Source organism: Brevundimonas sp. Bb-A, from assembly GCF_009394735.1.
Lineage (GTDB): Bacteria > Pseudomonadota > Alphaproteobacteria > Caulobacterales > Caulobacteraceae > Brevundimonas > Brevundimonas aurantiaca.
This window is the reverse complement of the sequence record NZ_CP045456.1, coordinates 1,459,378-1,480,700: the sequence shown is the minus strand read 5'-3', so window position 1 is coordinate 1,480,700 and position 21,323 is coordinate 1,459,378. Positions and strand designations below refer to the sequence as shown.

Sequence of the window (21,323 nt, the reverse complement as noted above, 5' to 3'; positions counted from 1 at the left end):
ACATGTACATATGACCGAAGTCACCCTGACCGCCTTGCGCAAGGACCTGTTCCGGCTGGTCGACAGCGTGCTGGAAACCGGCGAGCCGCTGGTGATCCGGCGCGGCGGGCGGCGGCTGACCTTGATCGCCGAGACCCCCGCAAAACCGATGACGCCCGAAGAACGCTGGGACGCCTATATGGCCCAGGGCGTTCGGGAAGGCGCCGACGACTGCCCCGACGATATCGACACCAACAAGAGCCATTGGACCTGGGATCCGGACGCCAAGTTCGACTTCGACGACAAGTGATCCACCTCGACACCCAGGTCGCCCTCTGGCTCTATTACCGACTGGATCGGCAGATCAGCCGCGCGGCGAAGGCGCAGTTGGCGCGGGCTCGCGACCTGCGTCTGTCCCCCTTGGTCGTGGTGGAGATCGAAATCCTGATCGAGATCGGTCGGGTCAAGCTGAAGACGGCCGACCTTCTGCTGCATGACCTTCAGGAGCGTCTGGATTTGGAGTTGTCGGACGCCTCGGCCGCCGCCGTCGCCGAGGCCGCCTGCCGCTTCGCCTGGACACGCGATCCGTTCGACCGACTGATCGTCGCCAACGCCATGGCCGACGGGGCGACGCTGATCACCGCCGACCGGGTGATCCTGCGCCATTTCGATCAGGCGGTCTGGTGAGGCTTCAGAACGTCGGCTTGGCGACCATCAGCCAATAGATCGCCAGGACGCCGGCGAAGGCGGGCCAGCCCAGGGCGAACCACCAGCGGAACAGGCGATGATAGGCGGGCGGGAGCGCGCCCCCCTGCCCCGCCGCCTGTTCGGCCAGTTTCATCATCCGGTACTGGATCCAGACGACCGGCAGCCAACAGAGGCCGACAAAGACATAGAGCCCGTAAGCCGCCAACAGCCAGGGACTGGTCAGGGGCCAGCCCTGCAGATGGATCAGGCCCAGGCCGCTGATCGGCTGGACCACGACGGCGGTGGCGGTGAAGACGAAATCGGCCAGGACCACGATACGGCCGACCTCGGCCACCGTCCTGGCGTCGCGCGTGGCGTGGGCGCGCAGCATGAAGAAGGCGATGCCTGCGCCTGTGCCGAACAGGACGGCGCCGGACAGGATGTGGATGATCTTCAGCGCGAAATAGAGGCTCATCGACGGGAGTCCGTGGCGGCGACGAACAGGCAGAGGGCCATCATCGGCAGGACTTTCAGCCACGGCCCCAAGGGGTCGATCCAGTAGTGCGGCAGGCTGAGGCTGCCGGCGATCAGATAGCCCACGGTGGCCACGCACATGAGGATCGCCACCCGCGCCGTCCAGGGCCGCACGAACAGGGCCAGGCCCAGAACCACGTCCAGCAGGGCGCCCCACCCGGCCACCGGCCCGGCCCAGCGGCCATAGCCGCCTTCGTGCAATATGGCGACGGCGCCGCTCCAGCCGGGGCCGAAACTGATCAGGCCGGTGATCAGCCAGAACAGGCCCAGGGTCAGGATCGAAATCGGGCGGACGAACCACAGGCGGGCGTGCCAGACGTCCTGGACCGAGGCCGGGGTCTCGGCCAGGAAGCGGGAAAAGCCGCGCGACGATACGCCCAGCCGCTCGGCCCAGCCGCTGTCGCGACCGGCGACGTCGTGATCCATCTGGCGCATGGCCGTGGTGCGGATCGGCGAGGACCAGCCCAGCCGTCCCAGCAGATCGCCGATCGCCAGGGCGGGCGCGGCCAGGGCGCGGGGAACCCGAACGACCGGCGCCGGCTTCAAGCCCAGCCAGCCGCGATAGAGGCGCACCGTCTCGGCCATGGTCACCGCCTCCGGCCCGGGCATGTCCAGAATCAGGCGCGACGGGGCGCCGGGCCGCAGGGCTGCGACGACGGCGACGGTGAGATCGCCCAAGGGGATCGGACGGAAGATCTGGTCGCCGCCGACGACGGGCGAAAACAGCGGAAAGGCCGCCAGCGCGCGGATCAGACCCGTGCCGCCGAAGGCCGCCCGGTCCACCACCAGCGACGGCCGCAGGATCAGCCAGTCCAGCGCGCTGTCTGCGACCCGTCGTTCGGTCTCGGCCTTGGTGCGGGCGTAGTCGGTGCCGACCGCTTCGTCGGCGCCGACGGCGGAGATGTGGATCAGTCGGGCCACGCCCGCCGCCTCGCACGCCGTGATCAGGGCGCGCGGGCCGTCGACATGGGCGGCGCGGGTGCTGTCGCCGCCGCCGTCCTGAAGCACGCCGACGCAGTTCACCACGGCCGACACCCCCTCCAGCAGCGGCGCCCAGGCCTGGGCCGTCGTCAGTTTCGAAAAGTCGGCCGCGACCCAGTCGAAACCCGGCGCGCGTCGGGACGGTTCGGCGATACGCCGGGCGCCCGCTCTTAAGCTCCAGCCTTCTGCGGACAGGGCCGCCGCCACGTGCGAGCCGATGAAGCCGTTGGCGCCCAGCACCAGCACGCGACCGCTCATCCCAGCACTCTGTCCTTCAGATCGACGCTTGCCGGAGGGAGGGCGCACCAGGTCGCACCCGGAAACCGGCGACGGCGACGCGCCACGAAATCATACAGGCGGTCGCGAATGAACCGGGGCGCGATCCGACCGATGATCGCCCACCGATAGGGTGCAGGCAGCTGGGCGGCGATGGCCAGGACGGCGTCGGAGCGTTCGCGCGCCATGCCGTCCTGGATCAGCAGCATGGTGGCGGGGTCGTCGGGGCTGACGCCGTAATGCGTCAACAAAGCCTGCCCCAGAGCCGACTGGGTCGGCGCCAAACGGAACAGCCCGGCCCGGTCGGCCGTCAGGATTTTGCGCGCCGAGCTGGAGCAGAGCGCGCAATCCCCATCGAAAAGAACCACGGGCCGGTCGTCCGGGAACACCGGCACGGCGGGATCCTCACGATAGCTGTAAGGCCCCCGCCCCACCTCGAGCGCTTAGAACGGAATGTCGTCGTTCAGGTCGTAGCTTTCCTTGGGGCCGCTGGGGCGGTTGGCGCCGCCGGTGGAGAAGCCCGAGGAATAGTCGTCGTCGCCGCGACCGCCGCCGTAACCGCCGCCTTGGGAGGCGCCGCCCTCGGACCGGCCGCCCAGCATGGTCAGTTCACCCTTGAAGCGGCTGACCACGATCTCGGTCGAATACTTTTCGACGCCCTGCTGATCGGTCCATTTACGGGTCTGGAGCGCGCCCTCGACATAGACGGTCGAGCCCTTCTTCACATAGTTCTCGACGACCTTGACGATGTTGTCGTTGAAGATGACGACCCGGTGCCACTCGGTCTTTTCCTTGCGCTCGCCGGTCGACTTGTCGCGCCAGGTTTCCGAGGTGGCGATGGACAGGTTGGCGATGCGGTCGCCGTTCGGCATCGACCGGATTTCAGGATCGCGGCCCAGATTGCCGACCAGAATGACCTTGTTGACGCTGCCCGCCATGGAAACTTCCTTCTCACCAGACCGGCGATCACCTCGCCCGCCCTTCAAATTCAGTCGGATGTCTTAGAGCCGCTGCGGATCACCGTCAGCCGCATTCGACGCCCAACCCGCCAAAACGGTGGATTAAGGCTTTGTTCCACTTTTGTTCGAGCGCCGCAAGTCCCTCGAACGAAGACCGGCTGAGCGGTCAGGGCGTCTCGGGCGGGGGCGCGGCGACGGCGACGGGCCGGCCCGTCTCGTCCCTCTGGATCGCGCCCGGTATCGCCAGCCGCCCGTCGCCGGTGCGGGCCATGGCGAAGAAGCGGCTTCCCGTCAGGCTCTTGCCGAACTTCACCCCCTCCCGATCAATGAAGATGAAGCGGCCCTGATAGGCGCCGGCCACCTCTTGATTCGAGCCGCCCATGCGCAGGAAGCGCAGGCGCATCTCCTCCAGCTGGGCGGCGCACAGTTCGATCTGGGCGACGTTTTCGCTCATCTTCTGAAGCCGCGGCGGCTGTCCGTCCGGCGTGGCGACGAAATAGCAGACGCCGGGCTGGAACTCGAACTTCGGCGCGTTGGAGCAGGCGCCCAGAGCGGCGGCGGCGATCATCGAAAGGGCGAGCACGCGCATCAGTTCAGACCCGGGAATTGGCAGTTGCGGTCCTGCTCCGCCAAGGTGCGGAAACGGGTGTTGTCGCTGGACTGTTCCACGCGACGCGGCACCAGACGCAGGGTGGTCTCGCCCCAGCGGCCGTACTGCGCGTCGCCGGGACGGACGCAGGTTCCGGCGTAAAGGGCCTGGACGCAGGCGTTCAGGCTCATGCCGCTGGACAGGACGCGCCAGTCTGAGCCGGTGTGGCGCAGACACTGCGCGCCCGCCGCAGCCGGCGCCGAAGACGCAGGCGCGCTGGGCGTCGTGGGCTTGGGTTCCATGTGCGGCGCGGGTTCCGCCTGGGCCAGTTCGACGGACGGCAGCTCCGGCGGCGGGGCGAAGGCGGCGGTCGGCGCGGCGGCCAGGGCGCCCGTTTCGTCAATGCCGACGTCCAGGGCGTCGGTCGCCAGACCGTTGCGCTGGGCGCAGTCCGCCAGGGTCGCCATCCCGACGAACTGACCGTTGACGAAGCAGCGCAGTTCGCGCGTCGGCTCCAGCGAGGGGGCGTCGGCCAGATCGACGGTCAGGCCGCCCTTGGCCGCAGGCGGCGTCTGGGGGGTCTTGTCGCCGCCGCTGGTGAAGATCAGAGCCAGGACGACGGCGGCGATGATCACCAGTCCGGCGCCGACGGCGATGATGACGCGATTGTCTTGAGGAAGGGCCATGGCGAACTTTCGCGACTGAGGCGTCCAATAACCCGGAACCGGCGCCGGCCGTCAACCGGGAACCACGCGCCTTCGCAATCAGCCGACAAGACGGCTGAGCGCCGCCTGATAGTTGGCCAGTTGGGTCTGCTGATAGACGGTGGACGAGCCCTTGTTCGTCTGGGTGTTGGTGATCGTCCCAGTGGAGGGAGCCAGGGCGCGATAGCCGGAGCGGACCGCCGTCAGGGCGGCGGCCAGGGCGTCGTTCGCGGCCTTGATCGAGGCGGCGTCGTTCAGATTCAGAGTGTTGGGCAGATTCAGCCCGATCGTCTTCTTGTCGCTCGTCGCCGTTTTGCTGATGAGGCCGGGCGTCAGACCCAGGGCGGCCAGAGCATCCTTGCCGGCGGGTCCGGCCGTGATGACCGCGCCCTCGCGATTGGCCGCGGGGGTGATCTGCAGCCTCTGGGTCGGCGGATTCGATTTCAGGTCGGAGACGATCTTGGCCTCCAGCTGACGCCCCGAGGCGACGGAAATCTTCTTGGCCAGGGTGTCCAGCGTATCCTTGGCTTCGATGGTGACGGTCAGGGCTCGCCCCCCGCCGGCCGGGGTAATCGAGAACTGATCCCCGACACGGGCGGAGGTCGCCACGGTCAGAAGTTTGGAGTCCGCCTGCATGACTTCGCCCTGCGGCAAGCCCAGCCGATCCAGAACGCTGGCGCCGCCGGAGACGATGCTGAGGCTGGCGGGTTTGGCCTGGTCGCCGTCGGCGCGCCAGGTCTGGTTGGACTCCACCGCGCCCGTCGCCAGATCCAGCCGCGCCAGATAGGCGCGCGTCGGATCGGTCTTTGTCGCCCCCTCGTCCCGGTTGGAGCCGGTGATCCAGACCTTGCCGTTGCGCACCTCGACATCGGCGGCGGTGTCGTCCCCCGCCCCGCCGAAATAGGTCAGGCGATCGGCGCCGGTGTCCTGAAGATCGGTCGAGAAGGCGGCGACGAAGACGTCCGTGCCCCCCGCATGCGCCTGGATCGGGGTTCCCAGGTCCAGGGCCGGATTGCTGGTTTCCCCCGTCAGCACCACCTTGCCGTTTTCGACGGAGATTCCCGCGATCTTGCCGCTGGCCGATCCCAGGTCGCGCGTCGCGGCCAGGGTGGGAACGCCCGAGGCGTCCAGCGTGAACCGGCGAACCACCGCGCGGCCGTTCTCCACGCCGGCGGTGAACAGATCCGCGCCGGACACGGTCATGGCCTGGATCGAGTCATCTCCGCCCGTACCGAACTGCTGGGTGGACATGTTGATCGCCGTCACGATGCCTTTTCGATTCGGCGCGGTCTGGGAAAAGGTCTGGACATAGCTGTCCCAGCCGCCGAGAGCCATCGTGCCCGGCATGGCCGACTTCGACCGACCCGCGACATAGACCAGGCCGTCGGCGCCGAAGCCCACCTGGGTCGCTTCGTCCGCCGCCTTCGCGCCGCGGCGTTGGGTCCAAAGCTCCTGGCCCGAACTGTCGAAGACGGTGACGAAACTGTCGGCCACAGCCGCATCGGCCCCGCTCTTGCCCGGCTCAAGGGCCCCGGTGACAGAGCCCGCGACAGCGATGCGGCCGTCTGCCGCCGCCGCCAGAGAAAAGCCGTTGGCCTTGCTGGCGGCGCCCAGGAGCTTGGTCTGCACCAGATTTCCGGCGCTGTCGTACTTCATCAGGGCGACGTCGCGCGTCCCCTTGATGGGCTGATTGGCCTCCCCCGCCTTCAGGTCAGCCAACACCCAAACCGAGCCGTCGGCGGTCGTCACGCTGTCGCGGACGGATTCGACGCCCGGCGGAAGTTCGGATCGGCCCACCCGGCCTTCGACCCAGAAGGGGTCAGCCACGCCCTGCTGCGGCGTCGGGGCGGCGCCCCCGTCCGTCTGAAACTTCAAAAGCTGGCTCGAACCCGTCGTCCCGCCGACATTCTGCGTCACATAGACGGCGTCAGACGTATCGACGGCCTGATAGGAGACGGTCTCCCCGGAAGAACCCCAGACCTTCAACGCCCACTGGTCCGGCCCCGCCGGCAGGGTGATGGTCTTGTCGCCGCTCTTGATCGTCTTGGGCTCGACCTTGATCATTTCGCGGCCCATGCGGCTGGCTACCCCGGCCGCTTCCAGCTTGCCGTTCATATAGGCCACGACATTGTCCAGGGTGCGCGTCGTATCGCCCATCTCCGACAGGTCCATGGACACCGAGACGGTTCCCGTGGCGCTCTTGACCGACATGGCGAACTTGACGTCGCCGGCGAAGGCGGCGACCGGCGCATCCAGGGCGCCCTCATGGATCGGCTTGGCGACGAAGCTGGCGGGCGCCTTTTCCTGGGCGTAGCCGGTCTTCACACTGGTTTTAGAGACGCCCTGAACGACCTTCAAATCCTCGAACTTGGCAGTCTGGAGATGTTTGGACACCTCTTCGAGACCGGCGGAGAAGCGCCGGTTCAGCTGATCCGCCTCGAGCTTGGTCAACCCCTTGTCGTCGGCGCGATCCGCCAGGGCGCTCAGCGTGTTCAGTCCCTGGTAGATGGCGAAAAGCTTGCGATAGTCGGGGGACGCGCCCGCCATATCCAGATCGACGGCGCTCTCGTCGATCACCTTGCGCCCGGCCAGGGCCGCCCGCACCAGGTCGCTGGCCTTGGGCGCCGTCGCAGCAGAGGAATTGGCCCAGGGCGCGGTGGGCTGGGTCTTCTTGGCCTTGGCCGGAGTCGCAGAGGCGCCGATCAGCGAGGACGAGTCCGCCGAAATCCCATACAGACCTAGCAAATAGCTGTTGCTTATCATAGCGCGGCTCCGCTCAGGGGCAGCCTACGACGCAAGCGATAACGAGCTGTTAAGTCGCCCTATCAGCCCTTGAACAGCGACAGGATCATCTGCGGCGCCTGGTTGGCGATCGCCAGGGCCTGAACCCCCAGCTGCTGCTGGACCTGCAGGGCTTGAAGCCGCGCGCTTTCCTTGGCCAGGTCGGCGTCCACCAGATTGCCGATGCCCGCCTCCAGCGAATCCGACAGCTTGCCGACATAGGTGGTGTGGCGTTCGATCTGTTTGGCCTGGGCGCCCAGTTCCGACAGGCGCGAGCCGGCGACGGTGATGGCCGCATCGATCCGCTGAAGGGCGAACTTGGCCTTTTCCTGGGTCAGCAGGTCGGGCGCGGCATTCAGCAGGGTTTCGTCTTCCGGCGTGGCGGCGTTGTTGGTCCAGGCCTGAACGCCGGCGGTGGCGGGATCGGAATCGAAGGAGTTGGCCGCCAGACCCAAGCCCACCAGGCCGAGGTTCTGACGCTTCAAGGCGATCGTCTCATTGCCGTCGGCGCTGGCGAGAAAGTTCAGATCCGCCGTCGCCGAGCCGTCCAGAATATTGGCGCCGTCGAAGATGGCGTTGTCGGCGAACGACTGGATCGACTTCAGCAGCGACTGGAATTCCTGATCGTAGGAGGCGCGCGTCGCCGCCGTGGCGCTGGGGTCGGCAGCCGCAGTGGCCTTCTGCTTCAGCTCCAGGAGGATGTCCGAAATCTGCTCCCCGGCGGCCAGGGAGACGTCGGCGATCGAGGTGGCGCGGTTCAGGCTGGTGGTGACCGCCTCCAGCGACCCTCGGTCCGCCCGCTGGCCCTGGGCCACAGCCCACACCGCAGCATTGTCCTTGGCGCCCTGCACCTTCAGCCCCGTATTCACCCGGCTCTGCGTCGACGCCAGGTTCTCGCTGGTGCGATTCAGGTTCTGCAGGGCGATCATCGCCGAGGTGTTGGTGTGGATACTGCTGGTCATGGCTTCAAGCCCCGGACTTTCTGTTCCTGCCAGTATTAATCATGAGTCGTGAGCGGATGGTTAACGCCCCGGAAACCATGATTGCGCCGTCCGGCGGGCCGGCGGCGTTAAAAAATTCAGGCTCTCCCGCCGGCTCAGACGGCGGTGTCGACCACCCGGCCTCCGCGATAGGTCGGATCGCTGATCAGCTTCTCGACCTCCTCGCGGGGCAGTTGGCGGATCACCTCCCCCGTCACCCGATCCAGAACCTTGTAGACAAAGCGGTGACGACCGACCGCCTCGATCGTCAGACGATAGCGTCCGGCGTCTGCAAGACTGTTGGGCGTCTGGGGCGCTTCATCCGCGGTCGGCGCGGCGGCCGAGGCGTTCACGGGCTTCACCTCCAAGGAGGCTTCGGCCGCCTTGGCGGGTGCGACGGGTGCAAGAGCGCTGCTTATTCTGGCGACATTCTCCGTCATGGCTCCTTGCGCGGATCACTCCGCGTCTCCTTGATGAAACGAGGACGATGGCCGGGGCGGTCGCGAAACCGCCCCGGCCGCTCGCCTTAACGGAACAGGCCGAGCAGGGTCTGGCTCGACGAGTTGGCGATCGACAGCGCCTGCACGCCCAGCTGTTGCTTGGTCTGCAGGGCGGTCAACTTGGCGCTTTCCTTGGCCAGGTCGGCGTCCACCAGATTGCCCACGCCGGCTTCAAGAGCGTCCTGAAGCTTGTTGACGAAGCTGATCTGACGGCCCAGCGACTTGGACTGGGTGCCCAGGGTCGACAGGGTCGAGGTCGTCGCCGCAATGGCGGCGTCGACGTTGGCGGTCGTGGCGTTGGCGGCGGTGATGCTGCCGGTGTTCACGGCGGTGATCGCCGCGTTCGAGCCGAGCGCCGTCAGGCTGTTGACGCCGTCAAAGGAGGCGCCGGTGATCGCCGAAGCGATTTCCGTACCCAGGGCGTTGTATTCGGCCAGGTAGGAGGTCTGGGCCGCGCCGGTGGATCCGGCGATGCTGACCGCCAGCCCCTTCATTTCTTCCAGAGCGGCCGTGATCGTATCGCCTGCGGCCAGGGCCACGTCGGTGATCGATTGGGTGCGTTGCAGACCGGCGCGGACCGCGTCTTGCGAAGCGGCGGCGGCCCGTTGCGACGTGGCGATCGAATAGATCGCCCCGCTGTCCTTGGCCGACGAGACCTTCATGCCGGTGTTGATGCGGTTTTGGGTCCGCTCCAGCTCCGAGTTGGTCTTGTTCAGGTTTTGCAGCGCGATCGAGGCGCCGTAGTTCGTATTGATGCTCGCCATTTTGGCGTTCCTTCTTCACTTCGTGATGGCCGACGCCGTTTTGGCGACGGGAGCGTTTTGCTCGGGGTTCAAGACCTTGGCCCTGCCGCCGAGGCGACCGGGCCTCCGGGTCTTAGCGGAAGAGGCTCAGCACGGTCTGGCTGGAGGAGTTGGCGATCGACAGCGCCTGCACGCCCAGCTGTTGCTTGGTCTGCAGGGCGGTCAGGCGCGCGCTTTCCTTGGCCAGGTCGGCGTCCACCAGATTGCCCACGCCGGCTTCAAGGGAGTCCTGAAGCTTGTTGACGAAGCTGATGGTGCGCCCCAGCGACTTGGACTGGGTGCCCAGGGTCGACAGGGCCGTCGTCACGGCCGTCATCACCAGATCGACGTTGGCCGAGGTGAAGTCAGCCACCGTCGGAGACGCGGCCGTGAACTTGGCCAGGTCCGTATTGGCGCTGAGATCGGTCGTGATGCCGATGGTCTTGGTGTCGGTGGCGCCCGTGCCGATACGGACGTTGACCGCAGTGCCGCCGGTTGAGGCCGTCTTCAACAGGTTGACCCCGTCGAAGCTGGCGCCGTCCAGCGCGCTCTTGATTTCCTGACCCAGGGCCGCGAACTCGTTCTCATAGGAGGTCTTGGCCGAGCCGGTGGAACCGGCGATGCTGACGGCCAGGCCCTTCATCTCTTCCAGAGCGGCCGTGATCGTATCGCCGGCGGCCAGGGCCACGTCGACGATGGATTGGCCGCGCTGGATCGAGCTGCGGACTGAGTCCTGAGCGCTGGCGGCGGCGCGTTGGGACGTGGCGATGGCGAATATCGCCCCGCTGTCCTTGGCCGACGAGACCTTCATGCCGGTGTTGATGCGGTTTTGGGTCCGCTCCAACTCCGAGTTGGTCTTGTTCAGGTTCTGCAGCGCGATGGACGCGCCGTAGTTGGTGTTCACACTCGCCATTTTGGCGTTCCTTCTTCACTTTGTGAGGGCCGACGCCGTTTTGGCGTCGGGAGCATTTTGCTCGGGGTTTCAAAGCCTTGGCCCGGCTGCCGAGGCGACCGGGCCTCCGGGCCTTAGCGGAAGAGGCTCAGCAGGGTCTGGCTGGAGGAGTTGGCGATCGACAGCGCCTGCACGCCCAGCTGTTGCTTGGTTTGCAGGGCGGTCAGCTTGGCGCTTTCCTTGGCCAGGTCGGCGTCCACCAGATTGCCCACGCCGGCTTCAAGAGCGTCCTGAAGCTTGTTGACGAAGCTGATCTGACGACCCAGCGACTTCGACTTGGTGCCGAAGTCCGACAGGATGGCGGTGAAGGCCGTGATGGCCCCGTCCACCGTCGCCCCCAGGGTCGCCGCATCGCCAGACGTCGCCGTCGTCGTCGTGGCGACCGAGGTCGCGGCGCCGGCGATGGCCTTCAGCGTATAGGTGGTCGACGGCCCGGTCTGCACCGTGATCGCGGCGGCGTTGGCGGAGAACAGATTGACGCCGTCAAACGTCGCGCCGGACAGGGCGCTGGCGATTTCAGTCCCCAGGGCGTTGTATTCGGCCAGGTAGGAGGTCTGGGCCGCGCCGGTGGAGCCGGCGATGCTGACCGCCAGGGCCTTCTGCTCTTGCAGAGCGGAAGTGATCGTATCGCCGGCGGCCAGGGCCACGTCGACGATGGATTGGCCGCGCTGGATCGAGCTCCTCACCGCGTCTTGCGAAGCGGCCGACGCCCGTTGAGACGTGGCGATGGCGAAGATCGCCCCGCTGTCCTTGGCCGACGAGACCTTCATGCCGGTGTTGATGCGGTTTTGGGTCCGCTCCAACTCTGAGTTGGTCTTGTTCAGGTTCTGCAGCGCGATGGACGCGCCGTAGTTGGTGTTCACACTCGCCATTTTGGCGTTCCTTTCACTTCGTGATGGCCGACGCCGTTTTGGCGACGGGAGCGTTTTGCTCGGGGTTCAAGACCTTGGCCCGGCCGCCGAGGCGACCGGGCCTCCGGGCCTTAGCGGAAGAGGCTCAGCAGGGTCTGGCTGGAGGAGTTGGCGATCGACAGCGCCTGCACGCCCAGCTGTTGCTTGGTCTGCAGGGCGGTCAGCTTGGCGCTTTCCTTGGCCAGGTCGGCGTCCACCAGATTGCCCACGCCGGCTTCAAGAGCGTCCTGAAGCTTGTTGACGAAGCTGATCTGGCGACCCAGCGACTTGGACTGGGTGCCCAGGGTCGACAGGGCGGCGGTCACGGTCGAGATGGCGGTGTCGACCTTGGCGGTCGTGGCGTCGGCGCGCGCCTTGCCGCCGCCGCTGACGTCGGTCACGCCGGCCACGCCCAAGGGGGTGGTCAGGCTGTTGACGCCGTCGAACGAGGCGCCGGAAATCGCCGAGGTGATTTCGAGACCCAGGGCGTTGTATTCCGCCAGGTAGGAGGTTTCGGCGGCCGAACCCGCCGTCGTGCCCGCGATGGACACGGCCAGGCTCTTCATTTCTTCCAGAGCGGCCGTGATCGTGTCGCCGGCGGCCAGGGCCACGTCGGTGATCGACTGAGACCGTTGCAGGCCGGCGCGAACCGCGTCCTGCGAAGCCGCATTGGCGCGTTGGGACGTGGCGATGGCGAAGATCGCCCCGCTGTCCTTGGCCGAAGAGACCTTCATGCCGGTGTTGATGCGGTTTTGGGTCCGCTCCAACTCCGAGTTGGTCTTGTTCAGGTTCTGCAGCGCGATGGACGCGCCGTAGTTCGTATTGATGCTCGCCATTTTGGCGTTCCTTTCACTTCGTGAATTCCTTCGCCCTTTTGGCGAAGGGAGCTTTTTGCTCAGTGGGTAAGAAGCAATTGCCGGGCCAGAGGCGACGGCGAGAAGTCACGGTAAGCCACTGTTTTCATTAGTTTACTATTGATTCACCCTCCTTCTTGCCCGGCAGAACTTGCCGACCCCCGCCGTTCACTGGGCACATCTTGCCGACCCGAGCCCCAAAAGGACCCGACGAACGCCCCTCGAACGGGGCGGCGTCGGCCCTCAGACGCGGCCTTCAGGGCCAGCCTTCAGGGCCGACCTAGTTGCGGAAGAGGCTCAGCAGGGTCTGGCTGGAGGAGTTGGCGATCGACAGCGCCTGCACGCCCAGCTGTTGCTTGGTCTGCAGGGCGGTCAGGCGCGCGCTTTCCTTGGCCAGATCCGCATCCACCAGATTGCCGATGCCCGCCTCGGTCGCGTCCTGCAGCTTGTTCAGGAAGGTCACTTGCCGACCGACCGACTTGGACTGGGTGCCCAGGGTCGAAAGGGCTTCCGTCACCTTGGCGATGGCGGCGTCGACCGCGCCCGTCGTCGCGGCGCCGGCGGCGATGGCTTGGTTGGTGATGGTGGTGATGGCCGTGTCGGCGGCCATGCCGCCTGCGACCGTGAAGCCGATCGCCGTCGTGCCGCCGCTGACGTCCTTGATCAGATTGGTCGCCGTCGCGCCCGTCCACAGGTTGACCCCGTCGAAGCCCGCCCCGGCCAGGGCCGAGGTGATTTCGGCGCCCAGGGCGCGGAAGTCCGTCAGATAGGAGGTCTGGGTCGCCCCGGTGGAACCGGCGATGCTGACCGCCAGCCCCTTCATCTCCTCCAGGGCGGCCGTCACCGTATCGCCGGCGGCCAGGGCCACATCGACGATCGACTGGCCGCGCTGCAGGGAGGCGCGCACGGACTCCATTGCGCCCATGTTGGCGCGCTGTCCGGTGGCGATGGCGTAGATGGCGCCGCTGTCTTTGGCGCTGGAGACCTTCATGCCCGTGTTGACGCGGTTTTGCGTCATTTCCAACTGGGCGTTGGTCTTGTTCAGGTTCTGCAGCGCGATGGACGCGCCGTAATTGGTGTTGATGCTCGCCATTTTGGCTGCCCTCTTTCACTTCTGTGCATGTGCGACGCCGTTTTAGCGTCGGGAGCATTTTGCTCCGCCCTCCCTAGAGCAAGGGCGGGGCCAAGCCGGTGAGCCGAGCCCATTTCATCAAGCCATTGATTTATCTGCCTTGTTATTGATGGAAAGGCGGAAAACTCGGCAACTTCTGTCGTGCGGCGGCAGAAGTTGCCGAGTCGTTTTTGCCCCATGCCTTCTTAAGGCTGCGGGACGGACGCCCGTCCCGCAGCCTGCATCGCCCGCTCGGCCAGAAGCGTCTCCACCGCCAGCCGGCGAGCGCCGTCACAGGCCAGCACCTGGGCGCCGCGCAACATATAGGCGGCCTCAAGGTCAGCCAGGGTCGGCGCCGCCGGCAGCGTCGCCAGGGCGCAGGGGCGGCTCGCCGTCTCGGGCAGGATCAGACGCGCGGGCGCAACCGGCGAGGTCCGGGGCGAGCCGGCACAGCTCGCGGTCGTGAGCGCGCAGACGATCGGCGCGGCGGCTTTCCAGAAGAGTGTTTGCATCATCGGCCCTTTTCGCCTCGGAGACGGCGACGGCGGTCGCCCGCGTGGCCTCGATCTCCTGCTGTTTGAAATGCTCCAATCGACGAAGTTGCGCGACGGTCCCCGCCTGCTCATGGCGACGAGCCTCGCCCTCCGCCCTCGCCGAGGCTGCGGCCTCGGACGCCCGGGCTTCGGCCCGAACCCGTCGGCGCTGCTCCAGGTTCAGCGGATCCCAGCGAAAGCCCAGCCCGCCCAACAGGGCGACCGTCAACGCCACGACCGCAACGACGGCCGCCGTCCAGCCCCCGGCCCGCAGACCTTTCCTCAGAGCGTCCGGGGTCATGGAAAGACCCTGTGATCCAGTTCGAAATGGGGGCCGTCCCGCAGGGTCCGCCAGTCGCCGCCCCAGATGATCGGGGTCTCAAGCTCCTGGGCCGCCGCCTTGAAGGCCGCCGCGATCCGACCGTAGAGCGGCCAGTCCCAGCGGACCTGTCCGTCCACCAGGGCCGCCACATCGACCGCGTGGCCGGTCAGATGGCGCGAGCGCCGGGTGCGGCTGGCGCCGGCGGCGACCAAGGCGGCCTGTCGTTCCGCCGTCCGAACGCCCTCGGTGATCATGAAATCGACGGGGCTCCGCGCGATGGCGGCCTCGACCACGGCGACCAGGGCGGGATGCACGCCCAGGAGCCGTCGGCGCGAGCTTTGGGACAGTCCGAAACTCATGGCCGACCTCCCGGCAGGCGAGGACGGGCGGTTGCGATCATGGCGGCCAGCTGCTGCGCCGTCGGCGCGACCAGATAGAGCACCAGGATCAGGGCCAGCAGCCCCATCAGCCCGTCCGTCATCTTGGGCAGCATTTCGGGGGGCGTTCGCCCCACCGTCCGCATCAGCAGGACCCACAGGCCGGCGCTGACCATGAAGGCGTAGAGCCTGCGCCACAGCCAGCGCGCCTCCGCCAGGGGCGGACTGAAAGACCGGTCCGAAACCGGCCGTCTGCGTCTGATCATTCTTCGTCCTCTTCATCAAAAGGCGCGCTGAAGTGTCGGCCGTCCCAGCCGGTTTGCGCGCGGCGATCCCAGTCGTTCAGCGCCTCCGGCGCATCCCAGGCGTCCCTGTCCAAGACCTCGATCGGTTCAGGCGCATCGGGCGAACGGCTCATCCGATCGCCGTGATGCGGATCACGCCTCCCGCGCCTGCGCCCCCGGCGCCGGACAGGTTCAGGCCCGCGCCGCCGCCCCCGCCCCCGCCGCCGAACCCGCCGCCAGGGCCGCCCGCCCGGCCTGGACCTCCAGCCTGGGCGTCGCCCCCGCCGCCTCCGCCGCCGACCCAGGCCAGATTGGGCGTTGAAGACGTTTGACCGGGTTGGCCCGCCGCTCCGCCGGGACTTTGTCGGCCGGTCCAGCCGCCGATCCCGCCCGGACCGCCCGCGCGGGGCGCATCGGCGGTCGACAGGCCCCCGCCCCCGCCGCCCCCGCCGGGGCCGTCGGGACACAGGGTTTCGCCCCCGCCTTGGGCCGTCGCTGTGATCGAACTGTCGCCGCCGGGATCGCCTCTGCGCAGCCCCAGGCCGCCGATGCCGCCCTGACCGGCGGCCGCGCCCCCGCCCCGACCCCCGGCGCCGCCGGCGGCGCTCAGCAGCATTCCTCCGCCCTCGCCCAGAGCGGTCCAGCCTCCGTTGGAGCCGTCCGCCCCGGCCCCAGAAGCGGCGGCCCCGCCGGCTCCGCCGGTCCCGACCGTCAGCACCAGCGTCCCCGCCAGATCCTCGACCGCCCAGCGTCCTTCGCTCAAGCCGCCCGCCCCGCCGCCGCCGCCGCCGAACCGCGCCGTTCCCGAAGGCCCCGCCATGCCCGATCCGCCCCCGCCGCCGCCGCCGACGCAGACGACCTCGATCCACCGCGCCCAGGTCGGCGGGGCATAGACGCCGTCCGCAGTGAAGACGCTGGTTTCGCGCCGGGTGGCGCCTTGATCGAAGGCGACCCTGCCCGTCGCTCGATCCACGGCGAAGGCGCGGCGCCAACCGCCGCCGTCGGCGCTGACCTTCAGGCTCAGATCCTCGTCGCCGACCAGACCCAGTTCCGCCCGACCGCCGTATCCGCTCTGGAACAGCAGCGACAGCACGTCGCCCGCCGCCTCCTTGTTCAGGGTCAGGCGCAGATCGCCGTCGCCGCCCTCGCCCGCCCCGCGCGCGGTGAACAGGGCTGCGTTGCTCTTGATCGCCAGGGGGTTTGCGGCGTCCGCCGTCGTTCCCACCCCCAGGCGGGACAGACCCTGGGCCTCGCCCAGACAGTCGCCCAGCGCTTGCCAGCCGGCGGCGCTGCGAACCACGATCACGCCCGCATCCAGAACCAGGGCGATCAATCCCGCGGGCGCGGCGACCTCGGTCCAGCCGCCCGCCTCGAACCGCATCAGGGCGCCCGCCGGGCGCCCGCTCCAGGCCGAGCCGACCGGCTGCTGCGGCAGGATGTAGAGGTCGCCGTCCGCGGGCTGTGCCGGTTGGTTCGAAACCGACCGGCTGATCACCGCCGTCTGCACCAGGGCGTCCAATCGGCTCAGGGCGGCGTTCAGGGTCACATGCTTCTGCATCTGCCCCGCCGCCAGATAGGGCAGGCCCAGGCGTGCCGTGAAATCTTCGCTCATCGCCGTCTCCGTTCTTGTCGGAGACCAATCTGCCGCCACCGCGAACCCAGGCGCGTCAGACGGACGGAGCGGCGATCACAGGCTTGTTTTCACGTCAAAAGTTCGTCGCGACCGGCGGAGTTTCGTCCCGTCGCCCCCAGGCTCAGTCGTGCAGATAGACCACGCGACGCAGGGACTTGTGGTTCCGGACCGTCTCCAGATGGCGTTCATGCTCGCCGCTGGCCCGGGCGTTGGCTTCGGAGTCCTCGACCCAGTGGCTGGTCTCGATGTCCTTTTGCAGGGCCTTGGCCGCCAGCAGCTGGCCGGGGAAGAAGGTATCGACCAGATCGCCGGCGAGCGGCACCGTCCCGGTCGCCGTATCCAGCGCCATATAGGCCGCCATTCTGGCCAGCGTCCCAGGCGCCGCCTTGGCCCGAATCGCCTGCAACAGCAGCCAGGCGCCCGTGCCCGCCGTATAGGCCGTGCCGACCACTGGCGCCCAGGTCAGGAGGGCGTCCATGCCGAAGCCGACCGGACCTATGCCGATGACCCGGTCCGACAGTTTCTTGACGCCCTCGACATTGGACCAGATCTTCTCGATATCCTTGATCGACCGTCTGGCCATGTCGCCTCTCACTGCGGCCCATCAACGCGACATAGCCAACAGCGTTCACCGAGAAAGGCAATAAGGATGTCGTTGCTGAAGACCGCAGCCAACGCCGCCGCCGGTCTGGTCCTGCTCGGCCTGGCGACCGTCGGCGCGGCGGCGCTCAGCGGCGTCGGACATCGCTGGGTGGACATACTGGCCCAGTTCGCGGCGCCGGCCCTTTTGGCGGCGTCCGGCGTGACCCTGGCCTGCCTGATCCTGCGCCTCTGGCCCGCCGCCGGCGCAGGCGTCGCTTCGGTTCTTGTCCTGGCGATCGCCGTCTGGCCGCAGTGGGCGCCGTCCCAGGGCCACGCTGCGCCTGACCAGCCTGTGGTTCGACTGTATTCCGCCAACCTCTGGGTGGAAAACACCGACGTCGCCGCCATGAAGCGATCGATCGCAGCGGCGGACGCCGACATTCTGGTGCTGATCGAGGTGGGCGATGCGGCGTCGGATCGTCTGGACGACCTCCTGGCGGGCTATCCGCACCGCGCGGTCATGGGGGCGGCGGAGGCGCCGGGCGGCCGGGCCCTCTCGGTCGTCGCGTCCCGCTATCCGATCCTGCGCCGCCTGCCCGCCTCTCGCGACGGCCTGTCGGCCGTGGGCGCCGTGGTCGAGACGCCCCTGGGTCCGATCAACGTCTTCGGCGTCCACCTGACCCGGCCGTGGCCCTATCAGTATCAGTGGGGCCAGATCACCCAGGCCATGGCCCTGGACGCGCGCCGACGCGCCGCGCCGCCCCATCCGGTCATCGCCGCCGGCGACTTCAACAGCGTATCGAGCGCCCGGATCGGCCGCCAGATCAAGACGGACATGGGGCTCCTGCCCGCCCCCGGCTTCCCCGGCACCTGGCCCTCGGCCCTGCCCGCCTTTGCGGGTATCGCCATCGACCAGGTCTATCGCTCGCCGGACCTGGCCCTGCTCAGCCGCCGCATCGGCGAACCGACCGGCTCGGACCACTATCCGGTCGTGACCGAGTTCACCCGCGCCACGCCCTGACTTCCGGGTTCAGCCGCCGATCAGGGCCTTCAGCCGGGCCTCATGGCCGTCCGTCGGAAAATCGTCGGCCACCCAGCCCTCCTCGAAGGCCTTGAGGATGCGTCCCGTGTCCGGTCCCGGCTGAAGCCCCAGCCGCGCCAGGTCGCGGCCGCCGACCGGCAGCCGGGGGGGCGTCCAGTCCTCGGCCAGCCGCCGCAGCGGGCCGCCGTCGCTCCCTTCCGCCGCTTCCGCCCGCGCCAGCCGATCTTCAAAGGCGCGGCGCCCCAGCCGATAGATCGCAGCCCGCGCCTCGGCCGCGCCCATGCCGGGCCTCACCGCCGGCCCCTCGGCGACGGCGGCCGCCAGCCGGTCGCGCACGGCGTTGGACAGCCGCAAACCCTCCGCAATCCCCCGCACCGCCGCCTCATCGACGGGCAGAAGCGCCGACAGCCGCAGGACAGGATCGCCGCTGCGTCGGCTCAGGGCCTCGAACATCGCCAGGGGTTGGACCTCCGGCAAGACCTGGCTCAGTACGCCCGTCCTCTCCATGGCGCGCACGCTGGCGATCGGGTCCGGCGCCGCCAGCAGCTTCAACAGTTCCTTGGACACCCGCTCGGCCGAGAGCCGCGCCATGCCGCTTTTCAGAGCGGCGCAGGCGGCCAGTCCCGTCGCGTCCGGCGCGCTGCGCCCATACCAGGCTTGAAACCGGAAGAAGCGGAGGATGCGCAGATAGTCTTCGCGGATGCGCGTTTCGGCCTCGCCGACGAAGACGATCCGCCCCTCGGCGGCGTCCGCCAGCCCGCCGCCCGTCGGATCGAACACCGCGCCGGTCGCATCGGCGTAGAGGGCGTTGAGGCGGAAGTCCCGCCGCGCGGCATCCTCCGCCCAATCCCGGGTGAAGGCCACCACGGCGCGCCGGCCGTCGGTCTCCACGTCGCGGCGCAGGGTGGTGATCTCATAGGGCGCCCGCTCTGAAACCGCCGTGACCGTGCCGTGCTCAACACCCGTCGGCACAGCCTTCAGCCCGGCCGCCTTCAGCGCCGCCATCGTCTGTTCGGGCGTCAGACGCGTGGCGATGTCGATGTCGTCCACCGCTCGGCCCATCAGGCTGTTGCGGACGCAGCCCCCGACGAAACGCGCGCAATCGGCGCCGCCCGCCGCTTCCAGAGCCGCCATGACGGCGCGGGTGGCCGTCGCCTCCAGCCAGGGCTGGCCTCGCACCGAGGCCGTCATGCCTCAACCTCGGCGGCGTCCCGCTCGGCCGCGCGTTCGGGATCGACCTCGTCGCCGTAAAGACGCGCGTGAAGTCCCTTCAGAATGCCGGCCGTGACGCCCCAGATGTAGCGCTCCTGCCAGGGCATGGCCCAGAACCACCGCCGCAGACCGTCTTCCAGATCATAAAAGTCCCGCCGGTGATTGGCCGCGTCCATCAGAAAGTCCCACGGCGTCTCGAACACCTCCGCCACCTCGTCCGGCGACGGCCGGGTCAGGGGCGGCTGGTCCAGCCATCCGATCACCGGCGTCACCAGAAATCCCGTGCCGGTCTCATAGGCGTCCGACAAACCCAGAACCTCGACCGCAGCGGGGTTCAGCGCCACCTCTTCGTCGGCCTCGCGCAGGGCGGCCTGGACGGCGGTTTCGCCGGGGTCCAGCCGACCGCCCGGAAAGGCGATCTGTCCGGTGTGCCGGGCCAGGGTGTCGGCCCGACGGGTCAAAAGGACCGTCGCCCCCTCGGGTCGCGCCACGACCGGGATCAGGACGGCGGCCGGCCTCAACTCCCGTACAGGCCGCGCCGCCTGGGGGTTGAGGTCGAAATCGGAACGCGCCGGCGCCGCCTCCGCCCGCCAGGCCCCGATCGGCGCAAGCCGCTCCGAAAGTCTGCGCCTTAGGGTCTTAAGGCTCACGCCACGGCTCCCAGAGGAAACACCTGCCCGCCGGACCGGACCACCAGCCGCCCGTCCGCCTCCTCGGCCGCCTCGACCAATTCATAGAAGACCGCCCGCGTGATCCGCGCCCACAGGTCACGGCGCACATGCACGCGCGGCGCCGGCTCGCCGGTCTCGGGATCTTCGTCCACCACCAGGGGATCATCAGCCCCGGCCCGCACCTCGTCGCCGACGTCGGTGGTGAAGATCAGGTCCTCCCCCTCGCGCCGCACCGCCACGGCGCGAAACGGCAGGTCCTCGACCTCGATCTTCATCTTCTCGACCGGCGTGACCAGATGATAGCCGTCCGGGTCCAGACGCAGAACGGTGGAGAACAGCCGCACCAGGGCCTCGCGCCCGATCGGCGATCCTTCGTGCATCCAGACGCCGTCGCGGCGGATCACGATGTCGATCTCGCCGCAATGGGCCGGGTTCCACAGATGAACCGGGGGCAGTCCCCGGCCGGGCGCCTGTTTCGCCGCCTCTGCGACCGCGTTCAGACCTTTGGGCGTTTCATCCGGTTCTGTCATGACGCCCCTGACTTAGTGGCTGATCGTCCTGGACGGAACCGCGAAGCGATTCTTCTTCAGCCGATCCGGCTGGCCCTCCCGTCCGATCCGGGCGAGGCGTCGCCCGCCTTCATCCCCCGCCCTCTCCCTCCCCCGGCGTCCCAGGGCCTGACCTCGAACGCCCGCGCGATGTGGCCAGAACACGCCCTCTGTTTCAACGGCTTGCGGCCTCAGCCGCCGAACGATCCGGCGCCCCGCCCGACGCCCCTATAATGACGCCCGGTCTTTGACATCGCAGAGAGAGAGAGAGCAAGGCGGGGCCGCCGCCGGACAGTCCGATCAGTGTCCAGCTGTTTTAGCAATAAGATCAAAGGCCGTCGGACAGATCGGACACATCGGACACCCTTTTTCTCGTCCGATCCTCCGGCCTTGTCAGACCCTCGCCGACGCGACGGTCAGCCCACAGCCGTCGCGGACCCCATCATCGGACAGCCCGATCAGGGCCGGTGAGATTCCGCTTGAAAAACAAGGAGCGTCGGACAGATCGGACACATCGGACACCTTTTTTGTCGGACACATCGGACACATCGGACACTGTT

Annotated in this window: 26 protein-coding genes; 3 read left to right on the top strand and 23 right to left on the bottom strand. The window is 68.1% G+C overall.

Annotation, left to right across the window (positions count from 1 at the left end; all coding sequences use genetic code 11):
- Positions 1 to 10: 10 nt before the first annotated feature.
- Positions 11 to 289 carry a type II toxin-antitoxin system Phd/YefM family antitoxin gene (locus BSP_RS16200; RefSeq protein ID WP_183218192.1) on the top strand — a complete coding sequence of 93 codons (279 nt, stop codon included), beginning with the start codon at positions 11 to 13 and terminating at the stop codon, positions 287 to 289.
- A complete protein-coding gene (locus tag BSP_RS07280) occupies positions 286 to 666 on the top strand; it encodes a type II toxin-antitoxin system VapC family toxin (protein WP_054765110.1) in 381 nt (126 codons plus the stop codon). Before BSP_RS16200 ends, BSP_RS07280 begins: the two co-directional genes overlap by 4 nt.
- Before the next feature lie 4 nt (positions 667 to 670).
- Here BSP_RS07280 and BSP_RS07275 read toward each other — a convergent pair whose 3' ends face one another.
- The 20 genes from BSP_RS07275 to BSP_RS07180 form a co-directional block, all read right to left on the bottom strand.
- Complete coding sequence (locus BSP_RS07275; RefSeq protein WP_152949787.1) at positions 671 to 1,141, bottom strand: DUF2269 domain-containing protein; 471 nt, start codon at positions 1,139 to 1,141, stop codon at positions 671 to 673.
- Positions 1,138 to 2,439 (bottom strand): SDR family oxidoreductase, encoded by a 1,302-nt coding sequence (locus tag BSP_RS07270; RefSeq protein WP_152949786.1) that lies wholly within the window; start codon positions 2,437 to 2,439, stop codon positions 1,138 to 1,140. The genes BSP_RS07275 and BSP_RS07270 overlap by 4 nt, the downstream gene beginning before the upstream one ends.
- The gene (locus tag BSP_RS07265) at positions 2,436 to 2,852 is read right to left on the bottom strand and encodes a thiol-disulfide oxidoreductase DCC family protein (RefSeq protein WP_227976080.1); all 417 of its coding nucleotides are present in this window, start codon (positions 2,850 to 2,852) and stop codon (positions 2,436 to 2,438) included. The genes BSP_RS07270 and BSP_RS07265 overlap by 4 nt, the downstream gene beginning before the upstream one ends.
- 48 nt (positions 2,853 to 2,900) lie before the next feature.
- Positions 2,901 to 3,395 carry a single-stranded DNA-binding protein gene (ssb, locus tag BSP_RS07260; RefSeq protein ID WP_054766868.1) on the bottom strand — a complete coding sequence of 165 codons (495 nt, stop codon included), beginning with the start codon at positions 3,393 to 3,395 and terminating at the stop codon, positions 2,901 to 2,903.
- Between the two features lie 187 nt (positions 3,396 to 3,582).
- Positions 3,583 to 4,005: a hypothetical protein gene (locus tag BSP_RS07255; RefSeq protein ID WP_152949785.1), complete on the bottom strand. Its 423-nt coding sequence runs from the start codon at positions 4,003 to 4,005 to the stop codon at positions 3,583 to 3,585.
- The gene (locus BSP_RS07250; protein ID WP_152949784.1) at positions 4,005 to 4,691 is read right to left on the bottom strand and encodes a hypothetical protein; all 687 of its coding nucleotides are present in this window, start codon (positions 4,689 to 4,691) and stop codon (positions 4,005 to 4,007) included. The genes BSP_RS07255 and BSP_RS07250 overlap by 1 nt, the downstream gene beginning before the upstream one ends.
- A 78-nt stretch (positions 4,692 to 4,769) precedes the next feature.
- Complete coding sequence (locus BSP_RS07245; protein WP_152949783.1) at positions 4,770 to 7,472, bottom strand: transcriptional regulator; 2,703 nt, start codon at positions 7,470 to 7,472, stop codon at positions 4,770 to 4,772.
- Positions 7,473 to 7,534: 62 nt separating this feature from the next.
- Positions 7,535 to 8,452 (bottom strand): flagellin, encoded by a 918-nt coding sequence (locus tag BSP_RS07240; RefSeq protein ID WP_054765103.1) that lies wholly within the window; start codon positions 8,450 to 8,452, stop codon positions 7,535 to 7,537.
- A gap of 134 nt (positions 8,453 to 8,586) precedes the next feature.
- Complete coding sequence (locus BSP_RS07235) at positions 8,587 to 8,910, bottom strand: flagellar protein FlaG (RefSeq protein ID WP_227976079.1); 324 nt, start codon at positions 8,908 to 8,910, stop codon at positions 8,587 to 8,589.
- A gap of 86 nt (positions 8,911 to 8,996) precedes the next feature.
- The gene (locus tag BSP_RS07230) at positions 8,997 to 9,734 is read right to left on the bottom strand and encodes a flagellin (protein ID WP_054765102.1); all 738 of its coding nucleotides are present in this window, start codon (positions 9,732 to 9,734) and stop codon (positions 8,997 to 8,999) included.
- Positions 9,735 to 9,846: 112 nt separating this feature from the next.
- Positions 9,847 to 10,665: a flagellin gene (locus tag BSP_RS07225; protein WP_054765101.1), complete on the bottom strand. Its 819-nt coding sequence runs from the start codon at positions 10,663 to 10,665 to the stop codon at positions 9,847 to 9,849.
- 113 nt (positions 10,666 to 10,778) lie between these two features.
- Complete coding sequence (locus BSP_RS07220; RefSeq protein ID WP_152949782.1) at positions 10,779 to 11,576, bottom strand: flagellin; 798 nt, start codon at positions 11,574 to 11,576, stop codon at positions 10,779 to 10,781.
- Between the two features lie 110 nt (positions 11,577 to 11,686).
- The gene (locus BSP_RS07215) at positions 11,687 to 12,430 is read right to left on the bottom strand and encodes a flagellin (RefSeq protein WP_054765099.1); all 744 of its coding nucleotides are present in this window, start codon (positions 12,428 to 12,430) and stop codon (positions 11,687 to 11,689) included.
- 298 nt (positions 12,431 to 12,728) lie between these two features.
- Positions 12,729 to 13,541, bottom strand: a complete 813-nt coding sequence (locus BSP_RS07210; protein ID WP_054765098.1) for a flagellin — start codon at positions 13,539 to 13,541, stop codon at positions 12,729 to 12,731.
- A 357-nt stretch (positions 13,542 to 13,898) separates the two neighbouring features.
- Complete coding sequence (locus BSP_RS07205) at positions 13,899 to 14,393, bottom strand: hypothetical protein (RefSeq protein WP_152949781.1); 495 nt, start codon at positions 14,391 to 14,393, stop codon at positions 13,899 to 13,901.
- Complete coding sequence (locus BSP_RS07200; RefSeq protein WP_152949780.1) at positions 14,390 to 14,773, bottom strand: M15 family metallopeptidase; 384 nt, start codon at positions 14,771 to 14,773, stop codon at positions 14,390 to 14,392. Before BSP_RS07200 ends, BSP_RS07205 begins: the two co-directional genes overlap by 4 nt.
- Positions 14,770 to 15,057: a hypothetical protein gene (locus BSP_RS07195; protein ID WP_152949779.1), complete on the bottom strand. Its 288-nt coding sequence runs from the start codon at positions 15,055 to 15,057 to the stop codon at positions 14,770 to 14,772. The genes BSP_RS07200 and BSP_RS07195 overlap by 4 nt, the downstream gene beginning before the upstream one ends.
- Positions 15,054 to 15,209: a hypothetical protein gene (locus BSP_RS07190; protein ID WP_152949778.1), complete on the bottom strand. Its 156-nt coding sequence runs from the start codon at positions 15,207 to 15,209 to the stop codon at positions 15,054 to 15,056. The genes BSP_RS07195 and BSP_RS07190 overlap by 4 nt, the downstream gene beginning before the upstream one ends.
- The gene (locus tag BSP_RS16520; protein WP_152949777.1) at positions 15,206 to 16,687 is read right to left on the bottom strand and encodes a DUF2793 domain-containing protein; all 1,482 of its coding nucleotides are present in this window, start codon (positions 16,685 to 16,687) and stop codon (positions 15,206 to 15,208) included. Before BSP_RS16520 ends, BSP_RS07190 begins: the two co-directional genes overlap by 4 nt.
- A 142-nt stretch (positions 16,688 to 16,829) precedes the next feature.
- A complete protein-coding gene (locus tag BSP_RS07180) occupies positions 16,830 to 17,291 on the bottom strand; it encodes a DUF4112 domain-containing protein (protein ID WP_152949776.1) in 462 nt (153 codons plus the stop codon).
- Between the two features lie 66 nt (positions 17,292 to 17,357).
- Here BSP_RS07180 and BSP_RS07175 point away from each other — a divergent pair, with 66 nt between their 5' ends.
- The gene (locus tag BSP_RS07175) at positions 17,358 to 18,311 is read left to right on the top strand and encodes an endonuclease/exonuclease/phosphatase family protein (RefSeq protein ID WP_152949775.1); all 954 of its coding nucleotides are present in this window, start codon (positions 17,358 to 17,360) and stop codon (positions 18,309 to 18,311) included.
- A gap of 9 nt (positions 18,312 to 18,320) precedes the next feature.
- On the opposite strand, the gene BSP_RS07170 is transcribed toward BSP_RS07175, so the two are convergent.
- From BSP_RS07170 to BSP_RS07160, 3 genes are read right to left on the bottom strand one after another with little or no spacing between them, the layout of a single operon-like run.
- Positions 18,321 to 19,523, bottom strand: coding sequence for a CCA tRNA nucleotidyltransferase (locus BSP_RS07170; RefSeq protein ID WP_152949774.1), 1,203 nt, complete (start codon positions 19,521 to 19,523; stop codon positions 18,321 to 18,323).
- A complete protein-coding gene (locus BSP_RS07165) occupies positions 19,520 to 20,194 on the bottom strand; it encodes a CoA pyrophosphatase (RefSeq protein WP_152949773.1) in 675 nt (224 codons plus the stop codon). The genes BSP_RS07170 and BSP_RS07165 overlap by 4 nt, the downstream gene beginning before the upstream one ends.
- The gene (locus BSP_RS07160; RefSeq protein ID WP_054765090.1) at positions 20,191 to 20,745 is read right to left on the bottom strand and encodes a DUF1285 domain-containing protein; all 555 of its coding nucleotides are present in this window, start codon (positions 20,743 to 20,745) and stop codon (positions 20,191 to 20,193) included. Before BSP_RS07160 ends, BSP_RS07165 begins: the two co-directional genes overlap by 4 nt.
- Positions 20,746 to 21,323 lie beyond the last annotated feature (578 nt).

Coding starts and splice junctions, on each gene's coding strand:
- BSP_RS16200 (WP_183218192.1), top strand. CDS start 11: ATGACCGAAGTCACCCTGACCGCCTTGCGCAAGGACCTGTTCCGGCTG.
- BSP_RS07275 (WP_152949787.1), bottom strand. CDS start 1,141: ATGAGCCTCTATTTCGCGCTGAAGATCATCCACATCCTGTCCGGCGCC.
- BSP_RS07270 (WP_152949786.1), bottom strand. CDS start 2,439: ATGAGCGGTCGCGTGCTGGTGCTGGGCGCCAACGGCTTCATCGGCTCG.
- ssb (WP_054766868.1), bottom strand. CDS start 3,395: ATGGCGGGCAGCGTCAACAAGGTCATTCTGGTCGGCAATCTGGGCCGC.
- BSP_RS07255 (WP_152949785.1), bottom strand. CDS start 4,005: ATGCGCGTGCTCGCCCTTTCGATGATCGCCGCCGCCGCTCTGGGCGCC.
- BSP_RS07250 (WP_152949784.1), bottom strand. CDS start 4,691: ATGGCCCTTCCTCAAGACAATCGCGTCATCATCGCCGTCGGCGCCGGA.
- BSP_RS07245 (WP_152949783.1), bottom strand. CDS start 7,472: ATGATAAGCAACAGCTATTTGCTAGGTCTGTATGGGATTTCGGCGGAC.
- BSP_RS07240 (WP_054765103.1), bottom strand. CDS start 8,452: ATGACCAGCAGTATCCACACCAACACCTCGGCGATGATCGCCCTGCAG.
- BSP_RS07235 (WP_227976079.1), bottom strand. CDS start 8,910: ATGACGGAGAATGTCGCCAGAATAAGCAGCGCTCTTGCACCCGTCGCA.
- BSP_RS07230 (WP_054765102.1), bottom strand. CDS start 9,734: ATGGCGAGCATCAATACGAACTACGGCGCCTCGATCGCGCTGCAAAAC.
- BSP_RS07225 (WP_054765101.1), bottom strand. CDS start 10,665: ATGGCGAGTGTGAACACCAACTACGGCGCGTCCATCGCGCTGCAGAAC.
- BSP_RS07220 (WP_152949782.1), bottom strand. CDS start 11,576: ATGGCGAGTGTGAACACCAACTACGGCGCGTCCATCGCGCTGCAGAAC.
- BSP_RS07215 (WP_054765099.1), bottom strand. CDS start 12,430: ATGGCGAGCATCAATACGAACTACGGCGCGTCCATCGCGCTGCAGAAC.
- BSP_RS07210 (WP_054765098.1), bottom strand. CDS start 13,541: ATGGCGAGCATCAACACCAATTACGGCGCGTCCATCGCGCTGCAGAAC.
- BSP_RS07205 (WP_152949781.1), bottom strand. CDS start 14,393: ATGACCCCGGACGCTCTGAGGAAAGGTCTGCGGGCCGGGGGCTGGACG.
- BSP_RS07200 (WP_152949780.1), bottom strand. CDS start 14,773: ATGAGTTTCGGACTGTCCCAAAGCTCGCGCCGACGGCTCCTGGGCGTG.
- BSP_RS07195 (WP_152949779.1), bottom strand. CDS start 15,057: ATGATCAGACGCAGACGGCCGGTTTCGGACCGGTCTTTCAGTCCGCCC.
- BSP_RS07190 (WP_152949778.1), bottom strand. CDS start 15,209: ATGAGCCGTTCGCCCGATGCGCCTGAACCGATCGAGGTCTTGGACAGG.
- BSP_RS16520 (WP_152949777.1), bottom strand. CDS start 16,687: ATGAGCGAAGATTTCACGGCACGCCTGGGCCTGCCCTATCTGGCGGCG.
- BSP_RS07180 (WP_152949776.1), bottom strand. CDS start 17,291: ATGGCCAGACGGTCGATCAAGGATATCGAGAAGATCTGGTCCAATGTC.
- BSP_RS07175 (WP_152949775.1), top strand. CDS start 17,358: ATGTCGTTGCTGAAGACCGCAGCCAACGCCGCCGCCGGTCTGGTCCTG.
- BSP_RS07170 (WP_152949774.1), bottom strand. CDS start 19,523: ATGACGGCCTCGGTGCGAGGCCAGCCCTGGCTGGAGGCGACGGCCACC.
- BSP_RS07160 (WP_054765090.1), bottom strand. CDS start 20,745: ATGACAGAACCGGATGAAACGCCCAAAGGTCTGAACGCGGTCGCAGAG.